At 61.4% G+C, this 23,571-nt stretch carries 24 protein-coding genes; 12 read left to right on the top strand and 12 right to left on the bottom strand.

The window, feature by feature from the left end; translation table 11 throughout:
• Positions 1 to 4 precede the first annotated feature (4 nt).
• On the top strand, positions 5 to 415 hold the full coding sequence (locus tag ACK8OE_RS01780) for an EF-hand domain-containing protein (protein ID WP_410271138.1): 411 nt from the start codon (positions 5 to 7) through the stop codon (positions 413 to 415).
• 177 nt (positions 416 to 592) lie between these two features.
• On the opposite strand, the gene ACK8OE_RS01775 is transcribed toward ACK8OE_RS01780, so the two are convergent.
• Positions 593 to 904: a rhodanese-like domain-containing protein gene (locus ACK8OE_RS01775; protein WP_410271137.1), complete on the bottom strand. Its 312-nt coding sequence runs from the start codon at positions 902 to 904 to the stop codon at positions 593 to 595.
• Between the two features lie 214 nt (positions 905 to 1,118).
• Here ACK8OE_RS01775 and ACK8OE_RS01770 point away from each other — a divergent pair, with 214 nt between their 5' ends.
• The 7 genes from ACK8OE_RS01770 to ACK8OE_RS01740 all read left to right on the top strand — a co-directional run bounded on the left by ACK8OE_RS01770 (position 1,119) and on the right by ACK8OE_RS01740 (position 8,280).
• Entirely contained in the window at positions 1,119 to 1,766 is a 648-nt protein-coding gene (locus tag ACK8OE_RS01770) for an OmpW/AlkL family protein (protein ID WP_290794191.1), read from the top strand.
• Between the two features lie 518 nt (positions 1,767 to 2,284).
• Complete coding sequence (locus ACK8OE_RS01765; RefSeq protein ID WP_410271136.1) at positions 2,285 to 4,669, top strand: glycoside hydrolase family 3 N-terminal domain-containing protein; 2,385 nt, start codon at positions 2,285 to 2,287, stop codon at positions 4,667 to 4,669.
• Positions 4,670 to 4,830: 161 nt separating this feature from the next.
• On the top strand, positions 4,831 to 5,067 hold the full coding sequence (locus tag ACK8OE_RS01760; protein ID WP_410271135.1) for a hypothetical protein: 237 nt from the start codon (positions 4,831 to 4,833) through the stop codon (positions 5,065 to 5,067).
• A gap of 118 nt (positions 5,068 to 5,185) precedes the next feature.
• Complete coding sequence (locus ACK8OE_RS01755; protein ID WP_013479094.1) at positions 5,186 to 5,371, top strand: bacterioferritin-associated ferredoxin; 186 nt, start codon at positions 5,186 to 5,188, stop codon at positions 5,369 to 5,371.
• Positions 5,372 to 5,418: 47 nt separating this feature from the next.
• On the top strand, positions 5,419 to 5,904 hold the full coding sequence (gene bfr / locus ACK8OE_RS01750; protein WP_290799895.1) for a bacterioferritin: 486 nt from the start codon (positions 5,419 to 5,421) through the stop codon (positions 5,902 to 5,904).
• Between the two features lie 127 nt (positions 5,905 to 6,031).
• Complete coding sequence (locus ACK8OE_RS01745; RefSeq protein WP_290799896.1) at positions 6,032 to 6,916, top strand: class I SAM-dependent methyltransferase; 885 nt, start codon at positions 6,032 to 6,034, stop codon at positions 6,914 to 6,916.
• A gap of 23 nt (positions 6,917 to 6,939) precedes the next feature.
• Positions 6,940 to 8,280 carry an alpha/beta fold hydrolase gene (locus ACK8OE_RS01740; RefSeq protein WP_410271134.1) on the top strand — a complete coding sequence of 447 codons (1,341 nt, stop codon included), beginning with the start codon at positions 6,940 to 6,942 and terminating at the stop codon, positions 8,278 to 8,280.
• Between the two features lie 126 nt (positions 8,281 to 8,406).
• On the opposite strand, the gene hisN is transcribed toward ACK8OE_RS01740, so the two are convergent.
• The 8 genes from hisN to ubiA form a co-directional block, all read right to left on the bottom strand.
• Positions 8,407 to 9,234 carry a histidinol-phosphatase gene (gene hisN / locus ACK8OE_RS01735; RefSeq protein ID WP_410271133.1) on the bottom strand — a complete coding sequence of 276 codons (828 nt, stop codon included), beginning with the start codon at positions 9,232 to 9,234 and terminating at the stop codon, positions 8,407 to 8,409.
• Between the two features lie 73 nt (positions 9,235 to 9,307).
• On the bottom strand, positions 9,308 to 9,700 hold the full coding sequence (locus ACK8OE_RS01730) for a helix-turn-helix domain-containing protein (protein ID WP_085930442.1): 393 nt from the start codon (positions 9,698 to 9,700) through the stop codon (positions 9,308 to 9,310).
• An 81-nt stretch (positions 9,701 to 9,781) separates the two neighbouring features.
• Positions 9,782 to 12,646 (bottom strand): M16 family metallopeptidase, encoded by a 2,865-nt coding sequence (locus ACK8OE_RS01725; RefSeq protein ID WP_410271132.1) that lies wholly within the window; start codon positions 12,644 to 12,646, stop codon positions 9,782 to 9,784.
• Positions 12,647 to 12,710: 64 nt separating this feature from the next.
• A complete protein-coding gene (locus ACK8OE_RS01720; protein WP_410271131.1) occupies positions 12,711 to 14,300 on the bottom strand; it encodes an ArnT family glycosyltransferase in 1,590 nt (529 codons plus the stop codon).
• 60 nt (positions 14,301 to 14,360) lie between these two features.
• A complete protein-coding gene (locus ACK8OE_RS01715) occupies positions 14,361 to 14,699 on the bottom strand; it encodes a VOC family protein (RefSeq protein ID WP_410271130.1) in 339 nt (112 codons plus the stop codon).
• A complete protein-coding gene (locus tag ACK8OE_RS01710; protein WP_410271129.1) occupies positions 14,696 to 15,340 on the bottom strand; it encodes a class I SAM-dependent methyltransferase in 645 nt (214 codons plus the stop codon). Before ACK8OE_RS01710 ends, ACK8OE_RS01715 begins: the two co-directional genes overlap by 4 nt.
• A complete protein-coding gene (locus ACK8OE_RS01705; protein ID WP_410271128.1) occupies positions 15,337 to 16,134 on the bottom strand; it encodes a PdaC/SigV domain-containing protein in 798 nt (265 codons plus the stop codon). Before ACK8OE_RS01705 ends, ACK8OE_RS01710 begins: the two co-directional genes overlap by 4 nt.
• Positions 16,135 to 16,161: 27 nt before the next feature.
• Complete coding sequence (ubiA, locus tag ACK8OE_RS01700; protein WP_410271127.1) at positions 16,162 to 17,088, bottom strand: 4-hydroxybenzoate octaprenyltransferase; 927 nt, start codon at positions 17,086 to 17,088, stop codon at positions 16,162 to 16,164.
• 220 nt (positions 17,089 to 17,308) lie between these two features.
• On the opposite strand from ubiA, the gene ACK8OE_RS01695 reads away from it, so the two are divergent.
• Genes ACK8OE_RS01695 through ACK8OE_RS01685 form a run of 3 tightly spaced genes read left to right on the top strand, consistent with a single transcriptional unit; the run spans position 17,309 to position 19,046 of the window.
• A complete protein-coding gene (locus tag ACK8OE_RS01695; RefSeq protein WP_410271126.1) occupies positions 17,309 to 17,674 on the top strand; it encodes a PadR family transcriptional regulator in 366 nt (121 codons plus the stop codon).
• A gap of 5 nt (positions 17,675 to 17,679) precedes the next feature.
• The gene (locus tag ACK8OE_RS01690; protein WP_126419849.1) at positions 17,680 to 18,246 is read left to right on the top strand and encodes a DUF1700 domain-containing protein; all 567 of its coding nucleotides are present in this window, start codon (positions 17,680 to 17,682) and stop codon (positions 18,244 to 18,246) included.
• A gap of 17 nt (positions 18,247 to 18,263) precedes the next feature.
• On the top strand, positions 18,264 to 19,046 hold the full coding sequence (locus ACK8OE_RS01685; RefSeq protein WP_410271125.1) for a GIN domain-containing protein: 783 nt from the start codon (positions 18,264 to 18,266) through the stop codon (positions 19,044 to 19,046).
• 47 nt (positions 19,047 to 19,093) lie between these two features.
• Here ACK8OE_RS01685 and ACK8OE_RS01680 read toward each other — a convergent pair whose 3' ends face one another.
• From ACK8OE_RS01680 to ACK8OE_RS01670, 3 genes are all read right to left on the bottom strand, one after another.
• Positions 19,094 to 19,663, bottom strand: a complete 570-nt coding sequence (locus ACK8OE_RS01680; RefSeq protein WP_126420794.1) for a hypothetical protein — start codon at positions 19,661 to 19,663, stop codon at positions 19,094 to 19,096.
• 109 nt (positions 19,664 to 19,772) lie between these two features.
• Positions 19,773 to 21,137 carry an ATP-binding protein gene (locus ACK8OE_RS01675; RefSeq protein WP_290797925.1) on the bottom strand — a complete coding sequence of 455 codons (1,365 nt, stop codon included), beginning with the start codon at positions 21,135 to 21,137 and terminating at the stop codon, positions 19,773 to 19,775.
• Between the two features lie 135 nt (positions 21,138 to 21,272).
• Complete coding sequence (locus tag ACK8OE_RS01670) at positions 21,273 to 21,974, bottom strand: response regulator (protein WP_013479076.1); 702 nt, start codon at positions 21,972 to 21,974, stop codon at positions 21,273 to 21,275.
• Between the two features lie 233 nt (positions 21,975 to 22,207).
• Here ACK8OE_RS01670 and ACK8OE_RS01665 point away from each other — a divergent pair, with 233 nt between their 5' ends.
• Positions 22,208 to 23,530, top strand: coding sequence for a NupC/NupG family nucleoside CNT transporter (locus tag ACK8OE_RS01665; protein ID WP_290797932.1), 1,323 nt, complete (start codon positions 22,208 to 22,210; stop codon positions 23,528 to 23,530).
• Positions 23,531 to 23,571 lie beyond the last annotated feature (41 nt).

Genomic DNA, 23,571 nt, shown 5'->3' with positions numbered 1-23,571 from the left:
ACATATGATCAAGCGTCCGCATTTTATCGTGTTTGCGTGCTCTGCGCTGTTGACGACCATGGTGATGGGCACGACCGTTTCGGCTCAGGCCTTCCCCGACCATCTGGCCAAGATGGACAAGGATGGCGATGGCAAGCTGAGCCCCGAAGAATGGGTGCGTGACAAACCGTCCCTGTTCAAACGCATCGACGCCAATGGCGACAAGGCCCTGAGCAAGGATGAAATCGAAAAATTCTACGTGGCCATAGCGCCGGCCGATGACCCCAAGACGGTCAAGCGTATCGCGGACATGGCGGCGGCGGATGTCAATGCCGATGGCAAGGTGACACTTGAGGAACTCACCGCCCATAATCTGGCGGCGTTCAAGAAGCGCGACAAAAACGCCGATGGGTTTATTACCGCCGCTGATCTGTAGGTTTTAGAGCGGAATGATCTCTAAAATCATTCCGCTCAAGCCGCCATTGAGGCGGCGGCCAAGGTGGCAAAGCCACCGCCCGGCAAGGGACTAAACAAAAATCTGGATCATTATGTTTCCACCAGAAATCATAATGATCTAAGGGCCTTTTCCGACAAACTCGGAAAAGGCCCTGTTTTATGCCTCAACCGGAAGGCCCGCGGCGATCCAGCCATTGATGCCGGGAGCCAGATGCGCGTCGGCGGTGAGACCGAAGGCTTGCGCCGCTTCGATGGCGCGCAGCGACCGCACCCCTCCGGCGCACATAAAGATGATCTCCTTGCCGTCCTGTGGCAGTTCGGCCGGATGGAAGGTGGAGAGGGGCAGGTTGACGCTGCCGGGCACGCGCACGCGCTCGTACTCATACACCTCGCGCACATCGATCAGGTGGATCGCCCCGCTGTCGAGGGCGGCCTGAACTTCGGCGGGCGTAAGATTGCGAACGGACATGCGTGTGCCTTTAATGCGTTGCGGGTGTGAAGGTCATACAATCCCGGCACGATCGTCGCAATCGCTGAATATCCATGAAAAAAATGTGGTTATTTGTCGCGCGGCGTCTGGTCCCTGAGGCAGGCTGACGCGCGGCGGAATGCGCAGGTCACAGACGCGCGGCGGGCGGCTAAACCCAACTTCGAAGCGAAACGCACGAAGCGGAGTATTCGCCATGAAAATCGCTTATCTGATCGGTGCCAGCCTGCTGGTTATGGGCCTTGCCAACGGCGCGTCGGCGCAGGAGTTCAAGCCAAAGGCCAAGGGGCAGTTCATCGTCGCCACCCGCATCACCAGCGTCGCCCCGGACGAAAAGGGCGACATCAAGACAGCCGCCGGCGTCGATAGCGGTCTGGATGTCAAGGTGAAGGACGACACCATCCCCAGCCTCGGCTTCACCTATTTCTTCACTGACCATATTGCCGTTGAGGCCATTCTGGGCACGTCCAAGCACGAAGTGCGCGCCGTGGGCGGCACGACCGATGTGAAGGTGCATACGACGCGCGTCCTGCCGCCGGTCATTGCGGCTCAATATCACTTCAACCCCAAGGGCCGCGTCAGCCCCTATGTGGGCGCGGGCGTCAACGCCATGATCTTCTACAACAGCAAGGACTATAACGGCTTCAAGGTGAAGCTGGATGATGGTCTGGGCTATGCGCTTCAGGGCGGCGTCGATATCGCTCTGAAGGGCAACTGGTCGCTGAATGCCGATGTGAAAAAGGTATGGTTCAACACCGATGCCAAGATCAATGACGGCGCGCTGAAGTCCAAGGTCGATCTCGACCCGGTCGTCGCCTCGGTCGGTCTGGCCTACCGTTTCTAGAGCGAAATGACTTTAGGTGGAAACGCCATTTCGCTCTAAATTTTTGTTTTGTCGCGATGTTTTTGCGGAAAACCGCTCACACTTTTGGCTTCGCCGAACTCCGTCTCCGCACATCGCTCTAGAATCTGATCCTCTGGCCTTGTCTCCTCGGACAGGGTTGAGGGTTTCAGGTAGCGGCGGACAGCCTTGCGGGTTGTGCTGTCCGCCGTTATTTTTCGTATGCGTAGTAAAAAAAGCGACATCGTTCCCTGCGAACGGTGTCGTTTTTTTCATGGGCCGCGTCGGACGCGCGGGCTGCAATCGATACCGCGCACAAACTATCTGGTAGCGCTATCATTACCCCTTTCCAAGCCCCGGTATATCGGTTATGCAAGTCGTCAATAAGAGCGGCGGCGGGGCGAAATCCTTGTGCGGCGCAATAAATATAGCCGTGGTGTGGAACGTGTGCGGTCACACAAAACGGTCAATCAGAAATGTGAAACGGGATGCGTCCCGAGACGACCACAGGGAGACAAGTCATGACCTTGCAACTGAACCGACGCCATTTTGCTGCCGGTGTGAGCGCTACCGCTCTGGCGGTTTCGGCCGCTTCGCACGCCGCGACGGACAAGCCGCTGTATAAGGACGCCTCGGCCTCGGTCGAAGCCCGCACCACTGATCTGCTCAAGCGCATGACGCTCGAGGAAAAGGTTGCCCAGATGATGTGCATCTGGCTGCAAAAGGGTAAGATTCAGAACGACAAGGGCGACTTCGACCCGAAAAAGGCCAGCGAAGCCTTCCCCAACGGCTTGGGCATGATTGCGCGCCCAAGCGACCGCCGCGGCATCGAAAACACGCAAGCCAATGCCGGCGCCGATGTCGGCGTGGTCAACCGGAATGCGCTGGAAACCGCCACCTATGTCAATGCCGCTCAGAAGTGGGCCGTCGAAAAGACGCGTCTCGGCATTCCGATGTTCATGCACGAGGAAAGCCTGCACGGCTATGTGGCGCGTGACTCCACCTCCTTCCCGCAGGCCATTGGTCTGGCGTCGAGTTTCGATCCGCAACTGGTCGAGAAGGTGTTCTCCGTCTGCGCTAAGGAAATGCGAGCGCGCGGGGCCAATCTGGCGCTGGCGCCGGTGGTCGATGTCTGCCGTGAGCCGCGCTGGGGGCGTGTCGAAGAAACCTATGGCGAAGACACGCACCTTATGGGCGTGATGGGTAAGGCGGCGGTGCTGGGCTTCTCCGGTACGGACCGTAAGTTAGCCAAGGACAAGGTGTTTGCCACGCTCAAGCACATGACCGGCCATGGCCAGCCGGAAAACGGTACCAATGTCGGCCCCGCGCCGATTTCCGAGCGCACCCTGCGCGAAGTCTTCTTCCCGCCGTTTGAAAAGATCGTCAAGGAAACCCCGATCGCGGCTGTCATGCCGTCCTACAACGAAATCGACGGCGTGCCGTCGCACGCCAACAAATGGCTCCTCGACACCGTGTTGCGCGGCGAATGGGGCTTCAAGGGCGTGCTGGTGTCCGACTATTTCGCCATCAAGGAAATGATCAGCCGTCACCATCTGGTGCCGGACATGACCGAAGCCGCCTATCGCGCCGTCAAGGCCGGAGTGGATATCGAGGCGCCGGACGGTGAAGCCTATCCGAACCTGATCAAGCTGGTGCAGTCGGGGCGCGTCTCGGAAGCCGAGATCGACGCCATCGTCCACCGCATTCTGGAGCTGAAATTCCTCGGTGGTCTGTTCGAAAACCCCTATGTCGATGCCAAACAGGCTGACAAGCTGACGGCGACCCCCGATGCCATCGCTCTGGCCCGCGAAGCCGCTGTGCGTTCGGCGGTGCTGCTGAAAAACAATGGCGTCTTGCCGTTGGATGGCAAAAAGGTTGGCAAACTGTTGCTGCTCGGTACGCACGCCAAGGACACGCCCATCGGCGGCTATTCGGAAATCCCGCGTCATGTCGTCTCCATCCACGAAGGACTGGAGAAAGAAGCCAAGGCGCAGGGCTTCACGCTGGAATACCGTGAGGCCATCCGTCTGACCGAAAAGCGCGACTGGGCGGCGGATGAGGTGAAGTTCGTCGATCCGGCGGTCAATGCCAAGCTGATCGCCGAGGCGGTCGAAGCCGCCAAGTCTGCCGACACCATCGTCATGGTGCTGGGCGACAATGAGCAAACCTCGCGCGAAGCCTGGGCCGATAACCACCTCGGTGACCGCGAATCGCTGGACCTGATCGGGCAGCAGAACGATCTGGCGGCCGCCATTTTTGCGCTGAAAAAGCCGACCGTGGTCTTCCTGCTCAATGGCCGTCCGCTGTCGATCAACCTGCTTCAGGACAAGGCCGACGCCATCATTGAAGGCTGGTATCTGGGGCAGGAGACGGGCCACGCCGCCGCCGACCTGCTGTTCGGGCGCGCCAATCCGGGCGGCAAGCTGCCCATCACCTTCGCGCGCAGCGTCGGTCAGTTGCCGGTCTTCTATAACCACAAGCCGACGGCGCGCCGCGGCTATCTGGATGGGGACGTCACGCCGCTCTATCCGTTCGGTTTCGGCCTCAGCTATACCACCTTCGACATCTCGGCCCCGCGCCTGTCGAAGGCCACCATTGCCGCCAGCGAAAGCCTGCCCGTTTCGGTCGATGTGACCAATACGGGCAAGCTGAAGGGCGACGAAGTGGTGCAGCTCTATATCCGCGACGACTATTCGTCGGTCACGCGCCCGGTCAAGGAGCTTAAGGGCTTCAAGCGTGTCACGCTGGAGCCGGGTGCCAAGACGACGGTAACGCTGGAGATCACCCCGGCCGATCTCGCCTTCTTTGACACCGATATGAAGCGCGTGGTCGAAGCCGGCACCTTCACCATCATGGTCGGGCCCAACAGCCGTGACCTGAAAACGACTACCCTGACCGTGGCGTGACGGTCGGGTCTGGCGGATGCCGCAGCCCCTGCGGCATCCGCCATTTTCCTGTTTTGACCTGCGGCTTGATAGGGCCGGGGCCTTCTGCTAGAGCGGCTTTCGGATGAAGGTCGCTCTGATTGCTTTTACGGCAGACGAGCGGCGAATAATGGAGTTTCCTCTTGCCCCCCCTGACCGTCGCTGAAGCGCTCGAAAACGTCTACACCTCGCTGATCGACGACAATGCGCAACTGGACACGCACATTGCGGCGCTGAAGGCTGCTCTGGCGGCTGAAGGTCAAAAAGAGGCGGTCGTGGAGCCGTCGCGACTGGCGCAGAACAACCGCGCGGGTCGCAAGCTGATGCAGTCATATTTCAAGAAGCGCGGCGTCACCGTGACCTTTAAGGAACAGGCCTGAGTTTTTGAGAAGCATTCGCGGGCTTCGCGTTGCGAGTGACTTGCAATTGAATGTGAGTGATGCTATCTGAGACGCATTCTCAGATTTGACTCGGTATGCCGGACTCACAGGTTCCCTCGTGTACGTTTGCAATTGTAACGCTATCCGCGAAAGAGACGCGCAAAAGGCCATTTTATCGGGGGCAACCACGGTAAAAGCCGTCTTCAACCATTGCCAGACCCGCCCGCAATGCGCCAAATGCGTCTGCGACATCCGGCAGATGATCGAAGACGTTAGCGCCACCGTGCGGCTGGCGGCTGAATAGACAGCGTTTTCGGCCCTGCCGCCACCGTCAACCTCAGGAGTGCGGCCATGCAGGGCAATCCGGCGATTATCAAGCTTCTCAATACCGTCCTCACCAATGAGCTGACGGCCATCAACCAGTATTTTCTTCATGCGCGTATGCTGGAAAACTGGGGCCTGACGCATCTGGGCCGCATCGTCTATCAGGAATCGATCGAGGAGATGAAGCACGCCGATCTGCTGATCAAGCGCATCTTCTTTCTGGAGGGGCTGCCCAATCTTCAGGACCTGCACAAGCTGAAGATAGGTGAAACCATCACCGAGTGTCTGACCGCAGATCTGTCGGTGGAAACGCGCGGTCACGGCGTGCTGGTCGCCGGGATCAAGCAGTGCGAAGACGTGCAGGATTACGTTAGCCGCGACCTGCTGCGCCAGATTTTGGCCGATACCGAACACCATATCGACTGGCTGGAAACGCAGATTGGTCTGATCCGTCTGATGGGTGAGCCCAACTACCTGCAAAGCGCCATGAAGGAAATCGAAGGCGAGGCCTGATCAGCCCTTTGTCTCTTGTTGGGCTTTTGTCCTGCAAAAGGCTTCACAGGGCGGGGAAACCGCTTTAGGTTTTCCCAGACTGAAACGAGTTCATCCGGGTAGCCTATTGGCGCGAGACGATTCCAAAATGAGCTTCGACCGGCGCGGTATGATGCGTCTGGGGTTTGCTGCGTCGGCTCTGGCCGTTACGGGGCTTACCGCCTGTGGCCGCAAGAGCGAGTCCGCAGCGACCAATGGCGCTGCGCAGGAGGGCACTCTGCCGTGGGCCGTGGGGGGCAAGTGGCGCAACGACATCGACCGTCAGCGGGACAAGTTCCGCCACCCGATTGAAACGCTGGAATTTTTCGAGATCAAACCGCGCGATACGGTCATCGATATGTGGCCCGGTGCCGGCTATATGACCGATATTCTAGCGCCGTGGCTGGCGCGCGGCAAAGGACGCTATATCGCCGCCCTGATCGAGAATGAGGCCACGGCTCCCGAAGCGGCCACCCTGACCGCAGAATATCGCCGCCGCTTTACCGCCGATCCCAAGCTCTATGGCGAACTGGGCTTTTCGGCCTTCGGGCCGCAGACCGGAGCGCTGGCCGATGCGGAAAGCGTCGATTCGGTTTTGTTCCTGCTGGTGCTGCACGACTGGATGGCGGCAGGCCTGGCCGAAAAGGCCTTTGCCGATGCCTTTGCGGCGCTCAAACCCGGCGGTCTTTTGGGCATTGAGCAGCATCGCGCCGACGTTGGCAATGCGCAGGACCCGGCAGCCACCAATGGCTATGTGCAGGAGCCCTTCGTCAAGCAACTGGCGGCCGAGGCCGGTTTTGAGTTCCTTGAGGCGTCGGAAATCAACGCCAACCCCAAGGATAACAAGGCGCATCCGTTCGGTGTGTGGACCCTGCCGCCCTATCGTTTGACGGCCCACAGAGGAGAGCCGCCAAATCCGGATTTTGATGGTACACTGTATGAATCCATCGGCGAAAGCGACCGGATGACGTTGAAATTCCGCAAGCCTGCCTGATAACCCTGTTTGAGACTGCACCCGTGACACGCATCGCTTCCCTGTCCACCGCGGCCCCGCTGATGGCGATACCGGAATACCGGCCGCCCGAAGGGGGCGTGGGGGAATGGTTTCGCGGAGCGGGGGGGCTGCGTCTGCGGCTGGGCTTCTGGCATCCGAAGGGACCGGCGCGCGGTACCGTCTTCGTCAGCCCCGGTCGGGCCGAACCGATCGAGAAATATTACGAGGTCGTCGCCGATCTGCTGGAACGCCGTTTCTGCGTTGTGGTGCACGACTGGCGCGGGCAGGGGCTGTCGGCGCGTTTGCTGCCGGACCGTCTGAAGGGCCACGCCCGTTCCGAAGACGAGTTTCTTGACGATTATCAACGCCTGCTCGATGGCTTTGAGGACCGCGCCCCCAAGCCGTGGGTGATGCTGGGCCATTCGATGGGGGCGGCGCTCAATCTAGCCACCCTGACGCGTGGCGAAGGCCGTTTCAGCGCCGCCGTTTTCATCAATCCGATGCTGCGCATCAAGACGGGCAAGCATTCCCTGTGGTCGGTGATGTTCCAGACCGACTGGAAGGTCAAACACGGTCAGGCCAGCGAGTACGTGCCGGAACTGTTTGATGACCCGTTTGAGCACACCTTCGAAGACGACGCCCTGACGCACGATGCGGCGCGCTACAATCTGTGGCGCGAGCAACTGTTTGCCTGCCCGCATCTGGCGGTGGGGACGCCGACCTGGGGCTGGCTTTTGTTTGCGCTTCGCATCGGGGACACCCTGCTCAAGGACAAGGGCAAGGTGCTGAAAAAGGTGCGCACGCCGGTGTCGGTGGTGATCTCCAGCGACGATACCCTGATGATGAAGCAGCCGACCAAGGCCTTCGTCAAGAAACTGGCCAAAGGGCGCTGCGTCGAAATCGCCGGCGCCGATCATGAAATCCTGATGGAGATGGATGCGTATCGCCGTGCCTTCTGGGCCGAGTTCGACGAGCAGATCAGCTTCAACCTGCCGGCGGAGGCCCTGCCGAGCGCGCCGGTCGAGTCATCCTTGGCGCAGGTGCCGGTAGCCGAGATCGAGGTCAGCGAACCCGTCGTGCACGCCGCCACCGAGGTCTTCGATTCGCACGTCCCTGCTGAGGCGGTGGAGACGGTGGTTGTCGCGGAGCCAGCGGAGACGGAAGTGCGTCCGGTAACGGGGCAGCCGATCTTCTTTTCCTATGAACTGAACGACATCCCCGTCTATGCGCCGCAACCGCCGCCGGAACGTCTATCGGTGCCGGAGGGCCTGCGCGCGAAACGGGATGAGGTCGAGGTCGCGGACTGGGAAGAGACCCCAGCAGAAACCGCCGAAGGAACGCCAGCCGACGTTAGAGCGAAATGACTTTAGGTGGAAACGCCATTTCGCTCTAAATTTTTGTTTTGTCCCGATGTTTTTGCGGAAAACCGCTCACACTTTTGGCTTCGCCGAACTCCGTTTCCGCACATCGCTTTAGCTCCCAAACCGTGATCAGTGCGCCTCGGCGGGCTTGGAAGCCGGCGACAGAAGGCCGACGGCGGCCTCTAGCACGGCGCGTGAACCGGCGGCCATGACCTGACCACCATAAGGACCCACGGGCGCACCCGCCCAGTCAGTAACCACGCCCCCGGCGTTTTCGATCACCGGAATGATGGCGTCGATGTCCCAGGCCTTAAGTCCGGTTTCCAGCGCACCGTCCATCGTGCCCTGTGCCACCATGGCAAAGGCGTAGGCATCGCAGCCATAGCGCATCAGTTTGACGGCTTTGCGCAAGGCGGTGAAGGCGGGGTCTTCGGAGGCCGAATAAAGGTGGGGATCGGTGGTGGCCAGCACGGCCTGATTCAGTGACGCGCAGTCGCGCACCCGCAGCGGCGTCGATCCCGAGGGGGTGATCAGGCGCGAACCGAGGGGCGAACCGAGGAAGACTTCCTTGAGGAAGGGCTGGGCGATGACGCCCATAATCGGACGACCCTTGTGGCGCAGGCCGATCAGGGTGGTCCACAGCGGCAGGCCGGAGATGAAGGCGCGCGTGCCGTCAATGGGGTCCAGCACCCACACATAGTCAGCTACGGCGCGCACTGAGCCGTATTCTTCGCCAATAATGCCATGATCGGGGTATTCGGCCTCGATCAGGGCGCGGATGGCGCGTTCGGCCCCCTTGTCGGCTTCGGTGACCGGGTCAAAGCCGCTCGAATGGCCGGGCTTGCTCACCTCACCCAGTTCGACGGAACGGAACAGCGGCAGGGCTACGCCCGCCGCTGCCTCCGCCAGACGAAGGATAAAGGCTTCCAGAGTTTCGAGTTCGGCTGAGGACGCCATAGACCACCTTGCGCAGATTCAATCGGTCGCATGTGTAAGCGTCCGCCGGGCGGAACTCAAGACGGAAGAAGGGTCAGGCCGCGGTTTCGGTTTCGGTGTTCAGCGACTTGGCCAGATCGAGCAGACGGCGGCGCGGACGCTCCGACAGGCGGTAATAGGCCTGAATGAGATCCAGCGTTTCCTTGCGCGAAAACACTTCGATGCCTTCGTTCTGCACGGCGGCCACTTCGGTCGTATTGTCTTCCAGGCCGTCGTAGAAATAGGTGACCGGGGTTTCCAGCGCCTTGGCGAGCTGGAACAGGCGAGCAGCGGAGATGCGGTTGGCGCCGCATTCATACTTCTGGATTTGCTGGAAGCGGATGCCGACGGCCAGGGCCAGTTGCTGCTGGGTCAGGCCCAGCAGGCGGCGGCGGCGGCGCAGTCGCTTGCCCAGGTGCAGGTCGATATCGTTAGCCATGTGAGTTATCCCTCGTTCTATCTGTAAGCGTGCCGTTCCGGGACGGTTCGCCTGTGAGGGTTCAAATGGCGTGCCAGCGTTATGAGCGCGTTAGGAGGCTTTTGAGTCGCCTTTCGGCACAGGTAACACCACCGTCTTCAAGGCCTTTGCGGGATCGAGATAGCGTTTGGCGAGGTCCTGAAGGTCGGCGGGGGTCAGGCTGTTCAGCAGCGCCTGACGTTTCAGCACATAGTCGCGCTGACCAGCATTGGCGTCGATGCCGGACAGGGCCGCCAGCCAGTAGCCGTTATTGCGATCCTCTTCGGCCATCCGGCGCAGCAGCGACTGACGCCCGCGCAGCAGTTCGTCATCGGTCACCGGCGCGCTTTTCAGCCCATCGATCAGGCTGAGGAAGCCGGTATAGAAGCTGCTTTCAGCCCCCGGATAGAGTTGCACCGTGGCCGACAGATAGCCGAAGCCTTTAAATCCTGTGGAGGGTACATGCCGCGCCAGAGGCACATAGGTGGTGCCGGTTTCGGCGCGCCCGGCCTCATAATGGCGCAGGCTCAGGACCTCAGCCAGCAGGTCGAGACCCAGACCGGTCTTCGGGTCGCTGTAGCGGTCAGTGGTGGGAAAGGCGATCATCATCAGTGCCTGTTCGGGGCTGCCCTGATGATAGAGGGTCTTGTAGAGGCCTGCGGTCGGGAAGCGGGCCGTCTCGCCGCCGTCGGGGGCGGGGGTGTAGCGGGCGGGCAGGGGCGGCAGGACACCAAAGGTGGCATCCAGCGCCGGGCGTGCCTGTTCGGGCGTGATGTCGCCGACGATGACGATTTCCAACGTCGTGTCGCGCAGCGAATTGCGGATCAGCGCGGCGATACGGTCGTTACTGAGGCTGAGCATGTCGGCCTGCGACAGCGGCGTCAGGCGGGCATCGCCATCATAGACCAGCCGCGGCAGGTGCATGGCCATGACCCCTGACGGATTGGTCGAGGCGAAGGTGTAATAGGCGGGCATGGAATGGCGCAGACGCTCCAGATAGGCCGGATCGAAGGCGGCGTCGGAATAGAAGGCGCGCAGCAACTGCATTTCGCGCGCAAAATCGTGCGGCGTGCTTTGCCCTATCAGGACGGCTGCGTCTTCGGTCAGGCGATAGGCGAGGTCGAAATTCATGCCCGCCAGCGATTCTTCGATCTCGCTGGCCGACATATTTTTCAGGCCGCCCTGAAAGATATCGTAGAAGTTCAGAGCGAAGGCCGCATCCGGTGTTTTGGGTGACAAACGCTTCAACCCGCCCAGAGCGCGCACGCTGACCATCACCGACCCGGCTTGCAGCTTCGACGGCTTGATCGTCACCTTCACGCCGTTCGCATAGATCAGGCGCGTCGTGCCCAGCGCTGCGTCCTGTTCGGTGCGGATGGGGGCGACCGGTGCGCCGAAATCAGCATAGGCCCAGGCCTTGGCCGTTTCGGCCTCCGGCGCGGTGACGGGCGCCTTTTCCAGCGCCGCATAGGTCTTTTCTAAGGCTGCGGCATCCAGCCCGGCCACCGGGGCGGGGCCGCTGACCGATATCAGCGGACCATCGCGCTGCATCAGGGCCTTCATGTAGCTGTTGATGGCTTCTCGCGACAGTTCGGGCTTGAGGTCCAGATAGAATTGCAGGTCCTGCGCCGGGGAGTTGATCACGTAGCGATCACCGATAGACCCGGCGATCATGTCGGCGATCCACTCGTTCGAGCGCGTGGCGGCGCTATCGGCGCGCTGACGCAGCCCGGCTTCATAATCGGCGGCGGCGCGCGCAAATTCAGCGTCGCTGAAGCCGTATTCGCCGACCTGCCGCGCCAGAGTCAGGGCCTCGTTAAGGGCCTTTTGCGTTTCACCGGGCTTGGGCATGACCATCAGGCTGAGGCTTTCGCCGGTGCGCTGAAAGGACTGACGGTTGAGACCCGCGCGGGCAAAGGCACTGTCCGGGCGGGCGGCGACGCGCTCCAGCCGGTTATCGAGCGCGGCCAGCGCCAGATGCTCACGCATCATATCACGCACCGCCTCGCGGTTCTGAAAGCGCGTTTCGGCGGGTTTGAGCCAGGCGATGTCAATGATCTCCGGCAGGCCGGGTTCAAAATAGGTGGTGCCGCGCGGCCCTTTGGGTGTGTAGGCGCCGGCATCTCGCGTCGCAGGGGCCGGAGTCCTGGCCTTCCACGCACCGAAGGTCTTTTCGATACGCTTTTCCAGCGCGGTGGCGTCGATGTCGCCCACAATGATCAGGGTGGCGCGCTCTGGGCGGTAATAGGTGTCGTAGAAGCGGCGGACCTGTTCACGCGGCGTATAGAGTACGATGTCGCGCAGACCTTTTTGCGGTCGTTCTGGCAGGAGCTGACCGGCAAAGGCGGTGCGCAGCCACTCGTCATAGCGGCGCTGCACCGGCTGATCGGCAGTGTTCAGTTGCGTGACCACCAGCGCGCGGTCGCGCTGATCCGCCGTTTCGGGGAAGGTCAAACCGAAGGCCATGTCCGACATCACATTGAAACCGGTATCCAGCGTCGCCGCATCATTGCGCGGCAGGGCGATCTGATAGCTGGTTTCGCCTTCCTCGGTCAGGGTCTGCTGACCCGCCCCCATCTGGATACCCTGACGCTCAAGCTGCCGGAACAGGTCGCCGTCGGGATAGTGGGATGAGCCGGAAAAGGCCATGAAGGTGATGAGGTAGGAAATGCCGCTTTCTTCGTCGGCTTCGTCCAGCGGCCCGGCCCCGATGCGCAAACGCATCACCACCTTGCCCGGCTGAGCGGCGTTGGGATAGAGGACATAGGTCATGCCGTTGGACAGGCGGCCAAAGCGCGCCTGAGGATCGACGGGCAGGTCGGAATAGAGGTGGGCGAACTGTGCACCCGGCGCTCCGGCTTTCAGGGGCTCGGCCATCGCCGCGCCGCTCAGCCCAACCGCCAGCATTACCCCTAATGCCAAAGCCTTCAGTGTCATCCGTCGCTCCTTAATAGACAGATGACCTTATCAGGCTTTGGGGCCTTTTGAAGACGGTACGCGCTTAAGATGAGGGAGAAGGGGTCGGTTTCAGCCGGGGTTGGCAGGGCACCATTTTGAAAGGGACATTGCGCGCTTCGCAGGCGGCGCGAGTCAAGGGTTGATGGTAGGTCAGCGGAGCGATCCACATAAAGCCCGCCGCAGCCCCGATGCACACCACCCCCAGCACGTAGTCCTTGTGCTTTTCGATCCAGGCAAAGCGGCTTTTCAGCACCTGATAGAGCAGGGGCAAAAGCATGAAGCTGAGCAGCAGGCCCGCAAAATAGTGGTAGATATACATGACCCGCTGCGTGCCAAGCCAGATGTGGATCAGCATGAAGACGACCCACATGCCGACAATGGCGGCCGCCATGTCCATATCGTGCGTATCAAGCCACGCTTTTTTCTGGAAGGTTCGCTGGGCCAGAAGCACCAGCGTGCCCAACAGCGCCAGCCCGCCCAGCGTCCAGTTGAACAGGTTGCCTGCCATCTGCACATAGCTGGTGCGGCCATTATGAGAGTCCCAGCGATAGGTGATGTTCTTGTGCATCAGCGGCCACAGGGCTGGATTGGACCCGTTCTTTTCCGTTTTGACAATGCCGGTGAAGTCATTGTTCATGAAGCGGAAATAGCCATTGGTGGCATCGTATAACACCTGAGGTGTCAGGGGGGCGCGCTGTTCCAGCCACGCCTTGTAAGGTTCGGTGATGAAGGGGGCGTCCTTGCGCCCGGCATCGCTTTTGAAATCCGGTGCCACCGGATTGAGCACGGTGTGCAGCACAAAGATCGACACCATGATGGCGGTAAAGCTGGCGGAAACGGCCACGGCCTTGGCGGCGATATGGCCGATCGTGCGGTCCATCGGCCAGCGGCTGCGCATCAGGTCGCGCAGGGCGGTAAAGGCCGGAAGCGCCAGCAGCACGATCGTATTGACCTTGACCATAAAGCTCAGGCCGATCAGCGCACCGAACAGGGCGGCGTGCTTCCAACTGTCCTTTTGCGGGTCACAGAAGGCGCGCAACCACACCAGTATGCCACCCAGCGCAAAGGTAATCTGGAACGGATCGAGATGCCCGGCGCGGAAATGCACAATCAGCGCGTTTTCAAACACGTAGAGCAGGCTGAATATAGCGGCGGAAAAGGCTTCGCGCGTTATGGTCAGGCAGATCAGATAGAACAGAACCGCCCCGGCCGCCCCGAACAGGCCCCCCATCAGGCGCACGCCGGTAAAGCTATAGCCTTTGGGGATTTTGCGGGTGTCGGTCTTTTTGACCTCGGCCAGAAAACGGCTATCGGCCTTTTGGGCATCCCCGACAAGGTCGCGGCCGACCTTCATCAGCATGAAGCCCAGAGGCGGGTGCGAGGCGTAAGAGGCAATATGGCCTTCGTAGCGTTCCAGCGCCGTGACGTAGTAGCTTTCGTCCCAGAAGGCATTGGGCGGATCATTGAGGTCGCGCGCAAAGTTGAAACAGGCCAGACAGAGGACGGCAAAGCCCAGAAGCCAGCGCATCACGGGCTCGCGTCCCAGAACCTGCATCAGAGAGTCGTCGCCCCATTTGCCGCGGCGGAGTTGCGTCCAGCGGGTTTTGACATCGGCAAGCAGGGTGTCGGTCATTTCAATACGCGCGAGTGGGGCCCCGGCCCTTATGGCAAGCCAGGGCAGGGGCGGCAACCCCTATTTGTCGCTCCATACGCCCAGTTCATTGCCCGACGGATCGGTGAAATGAAAACGCCGGCCACCGGGGAAGCTGAAGATGTCCTGCGTCAGGTGTCCGCCCGCGCCTAGAACCGTGTCGCGCGACGCTTCGAGGTTTTCAGAATAGAGGATAACCAGAGGCTTGGCCGGCCCGTTATCGGCGTCGAAACCGCCGTCGAGACCGGCTTCGGACAGGGCGGCATAGGTCGGGCCGTAATCAATGAAATTCCAGCCAAACGCCTGATGATAGAAGGCTTTGGTTTCGGGCAGGGCGGTGGCCTGCCATTCGACATAGTCGATCTTGTGATGTTCGCTCATATCAGGCTCCAGACGCTGGCGGGTTTGACGGCGCGGTCTTCGATTTGGGTGTCGGTGTGGATGTCGAAGGTCGCCAGCCGCGTCAGCCCTTCGCCGGGGAAGTAGCTGCGGTGCGGGTCGCCGACATAGACGGCGATACCCAGCGCCCGGCTCTTGCGCAAAAATGTCAGCATGGCCGCCGTCATCGACTTTTCGTAGCAGATATCCCCAGCCAGAATGACATCGACGCCGGGAGGCGCTTCCGCCAGTCGATCAGCCCCGTCAAAGGTGACATCCACGCCGTTCAGAGCCGCATTGAGCGCCACGGCGGCCCCGGCGAACGGGTCGATATCATTGGCGATGACCTGCGCCGCCCCCAGCTTCGCCGCCACTATACCGACCAGCCCGGAGCCACAGGCCAGATCGAGTACCCGCTTGCCCTTGACGACGTGCGGGTTTTGCCTGAGCCACAGGCCAAGCGCCTGACCGCCGGCCCACGGAAAGGCCCAGAAGGGCGGGGCCAGACCGTTTTGCAGCAGTTCGGCCTCGGTCATCTCCCACAGGCTCGTCACCTCCGCCGCTTGGTAGAGGCTCAGGTCGGGCAGGGAGGGGACCGGCAGAGGGGTGGTGTGGGCGCGGATAAATGCCGCCGGTTCGCTCATTGAGTGGCCGTGGGGGGCGGCGCGGGTTCCCCCGCAAAATCCGCCGCATAGGCCGGACTGATCAGGCCGCGCAGCACCGCCTGTGGCACGCGGATCTGATAGGCGCCTTCGGCATAGGGGCCGACCTCATAGGGGGCGAACAGGGCCTCGATCGCGCCGATCTTGCCAGATGTGGTGGAAGCCACCAACGCCAGATGGCTGTCGATCAGCTTGGGGCAGGTGAAGCCGGTGGCGGTCTGCGTCGTCGGGGTCTGATTGCGGCGCGACCGCTCGGCCTCGATCTGACGGCAAAGAAATGCGTCGGCCGCAGCGAGGTCGGCATTGGGCGCGAACAACAGGCGCGCGTCGATGGCCTGTTTGGCCGTCTTGTCCCACAGCACGCTCTGATAGTTGGCGTTCGGGTGGGCGCCGCCGGTAAATTCCGACTGCTCGGCATAGAGCGAGGCCAGGTGCTCGGACTGCGCCGGCAGGGTCCAGGTTATCGAACGGAAATAGGGCGGCGGTTCGGAACCCGCAGCGCTCAGTTCCTTGCGATCTTTGGCCGCCTGATCGCCAAAGGCCTTAAGCTCGCTCTGGCCTTCGGAATACAGGCGATTGTGCAGGTCCGGGAAGACTTTGATCGCTTCGGGGAAGGTCAGCTTGACCTCGGCATCCGGGGTCGTTTGCGCAAACTCAAGCGGTGCGGCGGCCACGGGCGGGGCGTCATCCTTATGCGCCTCGTCCTTGCGCGAGCACGACGCCAGAGTCAGCGCGCAAAACGCGACCGTGATCAGCAGGTGCGGTCTCATCCGCATGTCTAACTCCTTAAGGTCGCCCATTGATTAAACCGACCAGTGCCCGATCAGGATGGCTGCGACCCACAACAGGCCGGTTTCGCGATTCGCTTTGAATAGCTTCAGAAGACGCGCGTTGTCATCGATTCGCAAGGTGTTGACCTGCCAGAACAGGTGCAGACACACGGCCGCAAGCCCGGCATAGAGCGGCCAGCTCAGGCCGCCGAGTATGACCCCTACGCCGGTCAGGGCCACGGCGGCGGCGTAAAACAGTGAAACGCCGCTTTTGCCTTGGCTGCCTAAGGCGCGGGCCGAGGATTTGACCCCGATCATAGCGTCGTCCTCTATGTCCTGATAGGCGTAGATGGTGTCGTACCCCAGGGTCCAGAAGATCAGACCCGCATAGAAGATGACCGCGGCAAGGCTCAGAGTTCCGGTCATGGTGGCGACGCCCATCAGAAAGCCCCAATTGAAGGTCACGCCCAGCCACGCCTGCGGCCACCAGGTGATGCGCTTCATAAAGGGATAGGCGGCGACCAGCCCAAGAGACGCCACCCCCAGCCAGATGGCGGTCGGGCCCAGTTGCAACAGGATAAGGAGGCTGATCAGCGAGGACAGGACGACGAACAACAGGGCCTGTTTGGGGCTGATTTGCCCGGACGGGATGGGACGCAGGCGCGTGCGTTCGACCTGTGCATCGAAATCGCGGTCCACGAAGTCGTTATAGGCGCAGCCCGCCCCACGCATCAAAGCGGAGCCTAGCGCAAACAGGACCAGCCTATAGGCCACCTCCAGCGACCACGGATTCGCCGCCCCGAAAACCAGTCCCATCGCCCCCGGCAGGAACAGCAGCCAGATACCGATGGGCCGGTCGAAACGCCCGAGCCTCAGCCACGGGCGCAGGGGGGCAGGGGCATAGAGATCGACCCAGTTGGCTTTGGGGGCATCGGGGAGGGCAAGGGGATCGTGAGTCATGTGCCCTCATTTGCGCCTTTCGCGGGCAGGTGTCGAGGCCCAAGCTGAGCTCCCCTTCGTTTCATCGACACGCAGGAGGTTTGGCAAGCTACCTGTCGCTGATGGCTACCACATTACAAATGGTACATGTTTTAAAATGGTATCTTGCAATAAATAGTAGCTTGTCATATACACCTCTTCATCACGGCGCGCACACGGCTCCGTCGAAAGGAAACCGGAGATGGCTGAAACCATTGACATTCAACTGAAGAAAGGCGTGCTCGGCCTGTGCGTTCTGGCGCTTCTGGCCCGCAACGAGAGCTACGCCTATGAAATCGCCTCCACCCTGTCCGATGCGATCGGCATGGGTGAAGGCACCATCTATCCGTTGATGCGGCGGATGCAGAGCGACGGGCTGGTCGATACGCGACTGGTCGAATCCTCATCGGGGCCGTCGCGCAAATATTACCGCCTGACCGAGGCCGGTCACGCGGCACTGGTGGCGCAGGCCGCTGAATGGCGCGGCTTTGCCCGCAGCGTCGATGCGCTGCTGGATGCCGCACCGCCTGAGCCGCAACCGGCTCCTACCGAAACGCAAGAGGGGTAAGGGACATGACCCGCAACGAATTTATCAATCGGCTCAAGCAAGGCCTGACGGGCCTGCCCGCCGCATCCATCGCCGATGTGGTCGCCGACTACGAAGCCCATTTCACGGACGGCGTCGCCGCTGGTCGCAGCGAGGCCGAAGTGGCCGCCGCCCTGGGGGATCCGGCGCGTCTGGCGCGCGAACTGCGGGCCGAAATCGGCCTGAAACAGTGGGAAGACACCAAGTCACCGTCTTCGGCGGTTAGCGCGGTGTTTGCCGTTCTGGGGCTTGGGGCCATCGACATCCTGATCCTGCTGCCGCTGCTGATGGGCGTCATCGGCACCCTGTTTGGCTTCTTCATGAGCGCCATCGGTATCTTTATCGCCAGCGGCGTCGTCTTCGCCACCGGGGCCTTCTGGATGCCGGGCGGTGTGTTTGCCGCGCTTCTGGGCGGTGTCGGCGGGATGGCTCTGGCCGTTACCATTGCCGGCCTGACGGCTATCGTCAGCGTGTGGCTGGTCAACGGTCTCGTCTGGTACGCCCGTCTGCACTATCGCCTGCTGAAACCCGCGCTTGACGCGCAAAACGCCTGATCGGAGGAGGGAAGACCATGATGATCCGCAAACTTGCCATTATTTCCGGCTCCGCCTTCGTCCTGTCGGTCGCGTGCCTCGCCGGTGCCGCCGGTCTGGCCAGCCATGACATTGCCAAAAACGGCGGGGTGTGGACCCTGTCGGACGCCGGGGACAAGCACATCCGCTTCATGAAAACGACCAAGACCGAGATCGCGCCCACCGTGACGCGCACCCTTGTCTGGAGCGGTAGCGAACAGCTCAAGATCGACGTCCCGGCTGAGGTGGTCTATACTCAGGGTGCCACGCCTTCGGTGACCGTCAACGGGCCCAAGGCCCTGACCGACCGGGTGCGCCTCGAAAACGGACGCCTCTATCTGGCCGATGGGCCGGACGTCGAAAAGGTGGTGCAGTTCCGCTTCGGGCCGGGCCATATCGAAGCCCACGCCAGCGACGAGTTGAAGATCGTCATCACGGCGCCTTCGGTGAAGGATTTCGAGATTTCCGGCTCTGGCGACCTTCGGGTCAGCGCTTACGACCAACCGACGATTGATCTGCGTATCAGCGGCTCCGGCTCGGCCGAAGTGACGGGCAAGGCTAAGGCGCTGAAGCTCGATATCACCGGCGCGGGCGAAGCCGACCTGTCCGGCCTCAGTGTCGAAGACGCCGATGTCAGCATCTCTGGCTCAGGGGATGCCACCATCGCTCCGACCGGCCAGGTCAAGGTCGATGTGTCGGGATCGGGCAATGTCGATCTGCAAACCCGCCCGGCGCAACTCGATACCCGCATCAGCGGTGCGGGCAGCGTCGAGCAGGACTAAGGTTAAAGAAGGCCTCTTCGTTCACGCGGAGAGGCCTTTTTTGATGTTTAAGCCCGCAGAGCGTCACGGCCCTTGGCTGCGGGTACGACGCGGGCGAAGGCGCGAGGGCCGAACAGCGTCATTTCCATACCGGTTTCCAGTATGTCGCCGCGTCTGGGCTGGCGCAGGAACAGGTCCTCGTCGGGGGTAACGACGTATAGCCCTTCCGGCGCATAGACGACGACAAGGCTCTCATTACGCAGGATGCCTTCGCCCCACAGCTTGAACTGCGCATAGTAGGGGGCTTGCCGCCAAGAGTCCGGGCGCGCCGGGTCCACATCGACATTCAGCGTGGTGCCATTCGGCTCAAGACGCAGGACAAAGCCGGCTATATTGGGCCGCCACAGACCATTCAGGTCATCGTGTTTCAGCCACAGGCATTTGAAATCCTGACAGATTTGCGGATGAAGCCCCCAAATGCCACAGCCGGCGTTTTCACGCGTGTGGTTGCATAGCTTCCCGGCCTTTTTACCGACGTCCTCGACGTCATAGACCTTGCAGCACAGATTGCACTCACCGCACGCCTTCAACGGGGCGCGGGAACGGGCAACCGTTCGATGCGTGGAGGCCTTGGCCATCGGGAACCTTCTGTTCTTGGAAAGCCGATCATTTTTTCGGCTTTAGCGTGCACAATGGGCCCATATGGTCAATAAAGGGTTAGAAAACAGGGTTAACGCGCGGTTGCATTTAACTGATCAGCGGTATGCCTATATCGGCGCGCAGGCCGCCCAGCGGACTCTGATCGAGGTTCAGTTCGCCGCCGTGGCTGCGCACCGTATCGCGGGCGATGGCCAGCCCCAGTCCGACGCCCTTCTTGTTCTGATTGCGCGCATCATCCAGACGTGAAAACGGCTTGAGCGCCTCTTCGCGTTTTTCGGGCGGGATGCCGGGGCCGTCGTCATCGACATAGATATGCAGCGACTGCTTGCCGCCCGCCTTATGCTCGATTTCGGCAGAGACGCGCACCTGAGTGGCGTAGTGAAAGCCGTTCATCACCAGATTGGACAGGGCACGGCTGAGCGCCATGACGCGAATCGAGGTTTCGACGTCTTCCGAAAGGGGGACAAATTCCGGCTGATGCCCGGCACGGCGGGCACCGTCCACGACGGTTTCCAGCAGAGCGTTAACGGATGTCGTTTGCGGGCTTTCCTGCATTTCGCCGCGCGCAAAGGCCAGATATTCGTCGATCATATAGGCCATTTCCGACACGTCCTGCTTCATGCGTTCGGTCGCCGCGTCGGGCGGGGCCATAGCCAGTTCCAGTTTCAGCCGCGTCAGGGGGGTGCGCAGGTCGTGGCTCACCGAAGCCAGAAGCGTGGTGCGCTGTTCGATATGGCGCTGGATGCGCGACTTCATCTTGAGGAAGTTCTGCGCCGCGGCGCGTACTTCGGATGCCCCATAGGGCTTGAAATTGGGGTCATCTTCGCCGCGGCCAAACTTTTCGGCTGCGACGGACAGACGCTCGATGGCGCGCACCTGATTGCGGATAAACAGGATCGACACGGCGGTCAAAAGCAGGGTCGCGCCCGTCATCCACAGTACGAAGATATGGGCGCGGGTGGCGAAGGCGCGCTCACGCGGCGCAATCACCCGGATGACGCCATCCTTCACCTTGACGCGGATATCGACAGACCCGGCATAGCGGGTCGTGTCAAACCAGAAGGGGTCATCCAGTTGCTCATTGAGCGCGCGTTTCAGCGACCGGTCGAGCGCGGCCCAGGCGTTGCGCCGGCGATTTTCGGGCAGGGCGCGGCCGGGCTGATAGACGATGGATAGCTGCATCGACTTCTGCGCGGCGGCGGAGATGGTGGCCATGGTCTGCGGCGTCGGATCGGCCTTGTAGGCATCGACGGCCCAGGCGACGTCTCCGACCAATCCTTCCGACAGCTTGGCGGTAACGGTTTCCCAGTGCATGTCGAAAAAGGCCCAGGTCACCGCCACCTGCATCAGGGCGACGGGCAGGACGATGATCAGCAGGGCGCGGCCCCACAGCGTCTTGGGGATCTTGCGCTTGATGGCCTGCGGCCAGAATTTGAGACGGGGTATGCGCATTCAACCGATCCTCCTCCCCTGCGGGGCGGGGGAGGTGGCGCAGTTGGTCTGCGCCGCAGGGGGCATGTCTTTGCGTGGTTTGCCCCACACACCACTTCGCGGCCCTCCCTCCTCGTGAGCAGGGAGGGCGAAGCCTTAATCCGGTGCCAGCATATAGCCCTTGCCGCGCACGGTTTGCAGGTAGCGCGGGTTCTTGGGGTCCGGCTCGATCTTGCGGCGCAGTCGGGTGACCTGAACGTCCACGGCGCGACCGGTGGTATCGACGCTGTCCTTGGCGAGGTCCATACGGTCCACCGGCACATTGGCGCGTTCGGCCAGGTATTTCAGAAGCTGCGCCTCGGCCTCGGTCAGGCGCACCATCGCGCCATTTCGTGTCAGTTCGGCGCGTTCGAGGTCGAAGGTGATCTGCCCCATGCTGATCGTCTTCGGCAGGGCAGGCTTGACGCCGGTGCGACGCAGGATCGCCTCAATCCGCAGCAAAAGCTCCTGCGGCTCGAACGGCTTGGACAAATAGTCGTCGGCCCCCAGGCTTAGCCCCATAATACGGTCGTCGGGCAGGCCGCGCGCCGTCAGGATGAGGATGGGGACGTTGGAATGCTGCCGCACCCATTTCGATAGCGAGAAGCCGTCTTCGCCCGGCATCATCACGTCGAGGATCAGGAGGTCGAAATCCAGCAGTTGCAGCATCCGCTTGGCGGCGTCAGCATGGGCGGCGGCGGTGACGCGGAAGCCCTGACGCGACAGGAATTCCTTGAGCAGGGTACGGATGCGATCATCGTCGTCAACAACCAGCAGATGGCGAACGACGGCGTCATTAAGACCGGGCTGAGGGCTCACGTTTAAGTCCTGTCCTTGTTATGGGCGGCGTCTTGGGGCCGGTTTGCGTCGAGACTACAGGGGCACAAGGTGATTTGTCATCTGGATTTGTCGCCTTTTTGTCATAGCGGGTCGCGGACAGCGAAAATAGTGTCGGCCAGACGAAGAAACCGCTTGCCTTGGTTTCAAAGGTTATCGGATATTTACGGTTTGGGCGGCGCAATCGTGTGCAGAGCCGCCAGGGGATAGTGTACATGCCGTCTTACGGAATGCTGAACGTCCAGAGCATACTGGGCATCGGGATCATGCTGCTGGCCTGCTGGCTGCTCTCGGAAAACAAGAAAAAGTTTCCGGTCTTTCTGACCCTCGGTGCCATTGGGGTTCAGGTCCTTCTGGCCTTTCTGTTCTTCGGTTTCCCGCAATCGCAGGCCGTGCTCGACAGCGTGAATGCCGGCGTGGACGCTCTGGCGGCGGCGACCAATCAGGGCACACAGTTCGTCTTTGGCTATCTGGGCGGCGGTGCCCAGCCCTATACTGTGCAGGACCAGAGCGCCCTGTTCGTTTTTGCCTTTCAGGTCCTGCCGCTGATCCTCGTCATTTCCGCCCTGTCGGCGCTTCTGTGGCACTGGCACATCCTCAAATGGATCACGCAGGGCTTCGGATTGCTGTTTCAGAAGACGATGGGCCTTGGCGGCGCGTCGGCACTGGCCGTGGCCACCAACATCTTTCTGGGCATGATCGAAAGCCCCATCGTTATCCGCGCCTATCTGTCGAAGCTATCGCGCTCGGAAGTGTTCATGATGATGGTGGTGGGTCTGGCCACAGTGGCCGGTTCGACCATGGTCGCTTACGCTCTGATCCTTAAGGCGACCCTGCCCAATGCGGCGGGTCACGTGCTGGTCGCTTCGATCATTTCGGCCCCGGCAGGCGTGCTGTTGTCGCGCATTATCGTGCCTGAAAAGGAAGGCGAGGGCGGCGTGGTCGCCGATTACAATTCGTCGCTGAAGTACGACAGCGCCGTCGACGCCATTTCCAAGGGCACGGCGGACGGCCTGATGGTGGTGATGAATATTTCGGCCATCCTGATCGTTTTCGTGTCCTTTGTCTCGCTGGTGAACATCCTGCTGGGCATGTTCCCGCACGTCGGTGGCGAGCCCTTGTCGCTGGAACGCGGTCTGTCCGTCGTTTTCGCGCCTCTGGCCTGGATCATCGGCGTGCCGTGGGAAGAGGCGCAGAAGGCGGGCTATATCCTCGGCACCAAGCTGACCCTGACCGAATTTGTCGCCTTCCTCAAGCTGGGCGCGATCCCGGCAGAGGATATGAGCGAGCGCACACGGATGCTGATGACCTATGCCATTTGCGGTTTCGCCAATATCGGTTCGGTCGGCATCACGGTCACAGGGCTGGGCGTTCTGATGCCCGAGCGCCGCGAAGAGGTGTTGAGTCTGGTGTGGAAGGCCCTGTTTGCCGGCTTTGTCGCCACCTGCCTGTCGGCGGCTATCATCGGAGCTTTGCCGGATGCCCTATTCGGCCTCAGCGAGGCCAAGGCACCGGCCGCAGCGGTCGCCGCGCGCTGACATCCATCCCCCTGAAACGCAAAAAGCCCCGGTGCGAACCG

Source organism: Asticcacaulis sp. W401b, from assembly GCF_046503825.1.
Classification (GTDB): Bacteria; Pseudomonadota; Alphaproteobacteria; order Caulobacterales; family Caulobacteraceae; genus Asticcacaulis.
Note: the sequence above shows the minus strand (reverse complement) of the source record. Positions and strands in the feature narration are given on the sequence as shown.

What these genes read in the sequence shown, in the direction of transcription:
- ACK8OE_RS01715 (WP_410271130.1), bottom strand. Translation starts at nt 14,699, where the DNA reads ATGAGCGAACATCACAAGATCGACTATGTCGAATGGCAGGCCACCGCC.
- ACK8OE_RS01775 (WP_410271137.1), bottom strand. Translation starts at nt 904, where the DNA reads ATGTCCGTTCGCAATCTTACGCCCGCCGAAGTTCAGGCCGCCCTCGAC.
- ACK8OE_RS01690 (WP_126419849.1), top strand. Translation starts at nt 17,680, where the DNA reads ATGACCCGCAACGAATTTATCAATCGGCTCAAGCAAGGCCTGACGGGC.
- ACK8OE_RS01695 (WP_410271126.1), top strand. Translation starts at nt 17,309, where the DNA reads ATGGCTGAAACCATTGACATTCAACTGAAGAAAGGCGTGCTCGGCCTG.
- ACK8OE_RS01675 (WP_290797925.1), bottom strand. Translation starts at nt 21,137, where the DNA reads ATGCGCATACCCCGTCTCAAATTCTGGCCGCAGGCCATCAAGCGCAAG.
- ubiA (WP_410271127.1), bottom strand. Translation starts at nt 17,088, where the DNA reads ATGACTCACGATCCCCTTGCCCTCCCCGATGCCCCCAAAGCCAACTGG.
- ACK8OE_RS01770 (WP_290794191.1), top strand. Translation starts at nt 1,119, where the DNA reads ATGAAAATCGCTTATCTGATCGGTGCCAGCCTGCTGGTTATGGGCCTT.
- ACK8OE_RS01705 (WP_410271128.1), bottom strand. Translation starts at nt 16,134, where the DNA reads ATGCGGATGAGACCGCACCTGCTGATCACGGTCGCGTTTTGCGCGCTG.
- ACK8OE_RS01780 (WP_410271138.1), top strand. Translation starts at nt 5, where the DNA reads ATGATCAAGCGTCCGCATTTTATCGTGTTTGCGTGCTCTGCGCTGTTG.
- hisN (WP_410271133.1), bottom strand. Translation starts at nt 9,234, where the DNA reads ATGGCGTCCTCAGCCGAACTCGAAACTCTGGAAGCCTTTATCCTTCGT.
- ACK8OE_RS01680 (WP_126420794.1), bottom strand. Translation starts at nt 19,663, where the DNA reads ATGGCCAAGGCCTCCACGCATCGAACGGTTGCCCGTTCCCGCGCCCCG.
- ACK8OE_RS01665 (WP_290797932.1), top strand. Translation starts at nt 22,208, where the DNA reads ATGCCGTCTTACGGAATGCTGAACGTCCAGAGCATACTGGGCATCGGG.
- ACK8OE_RS01710 (WP_410271129.1), bottom strand. Translation starts at nt 15,340, where the DNA reads ATGAGCGAACCGGCGGCATTTATCCGCGCCCACACCACCCCTCTGCCG.
- ACK8OE_RS01765 (WP_410271136.1), top strand. Translation starts at nt 2,285, where the DNA reads ATGACCTTGCAACTGAACCGACGCCATTTTGCTGCCGGTGTGAGCGCT.
- bfr (WP_290799895.1), top strand. Translation starts at nt 5,419, where the DNA reads ATGCAGGGCAATCCGGCGATTATCAAGCTTCTCAATACCGTCCTCACC.
- ACK8OE_RS01725 (WP_410271132.1), bottom strand. Translation starts at nt 12,646, where the DNA reads ATGACACTGAAGGCTTTGGCATTAGGGGTAATGCTGGCGGTTGGGCTG.
- ACK8OE_RS01720 (WP_410271131.1), bottom strand. Translation starts at nt 14,300, where the DNA reads ATGACCGACACCCTGCTTGCCGATGTCAAAACCCGCTGGACGCAACTC.
- ACK8OE_RS01745 (WP_290799896.1), top strand. Translation starts at nt 6,032, where the DNA reads ATGAGCTTCGACCGGCGCGGTATGATGCGTCTGGGGTTTGCTGCGTCG.
- ACK8OE_RS01685 (WP_410271125.1), top strand. Translation starts at nt 18,264, where the DNA reads ATGATGATCCGCAAACTTGCCATTATTTCCGGCTCCGCCTTCGTCCTG.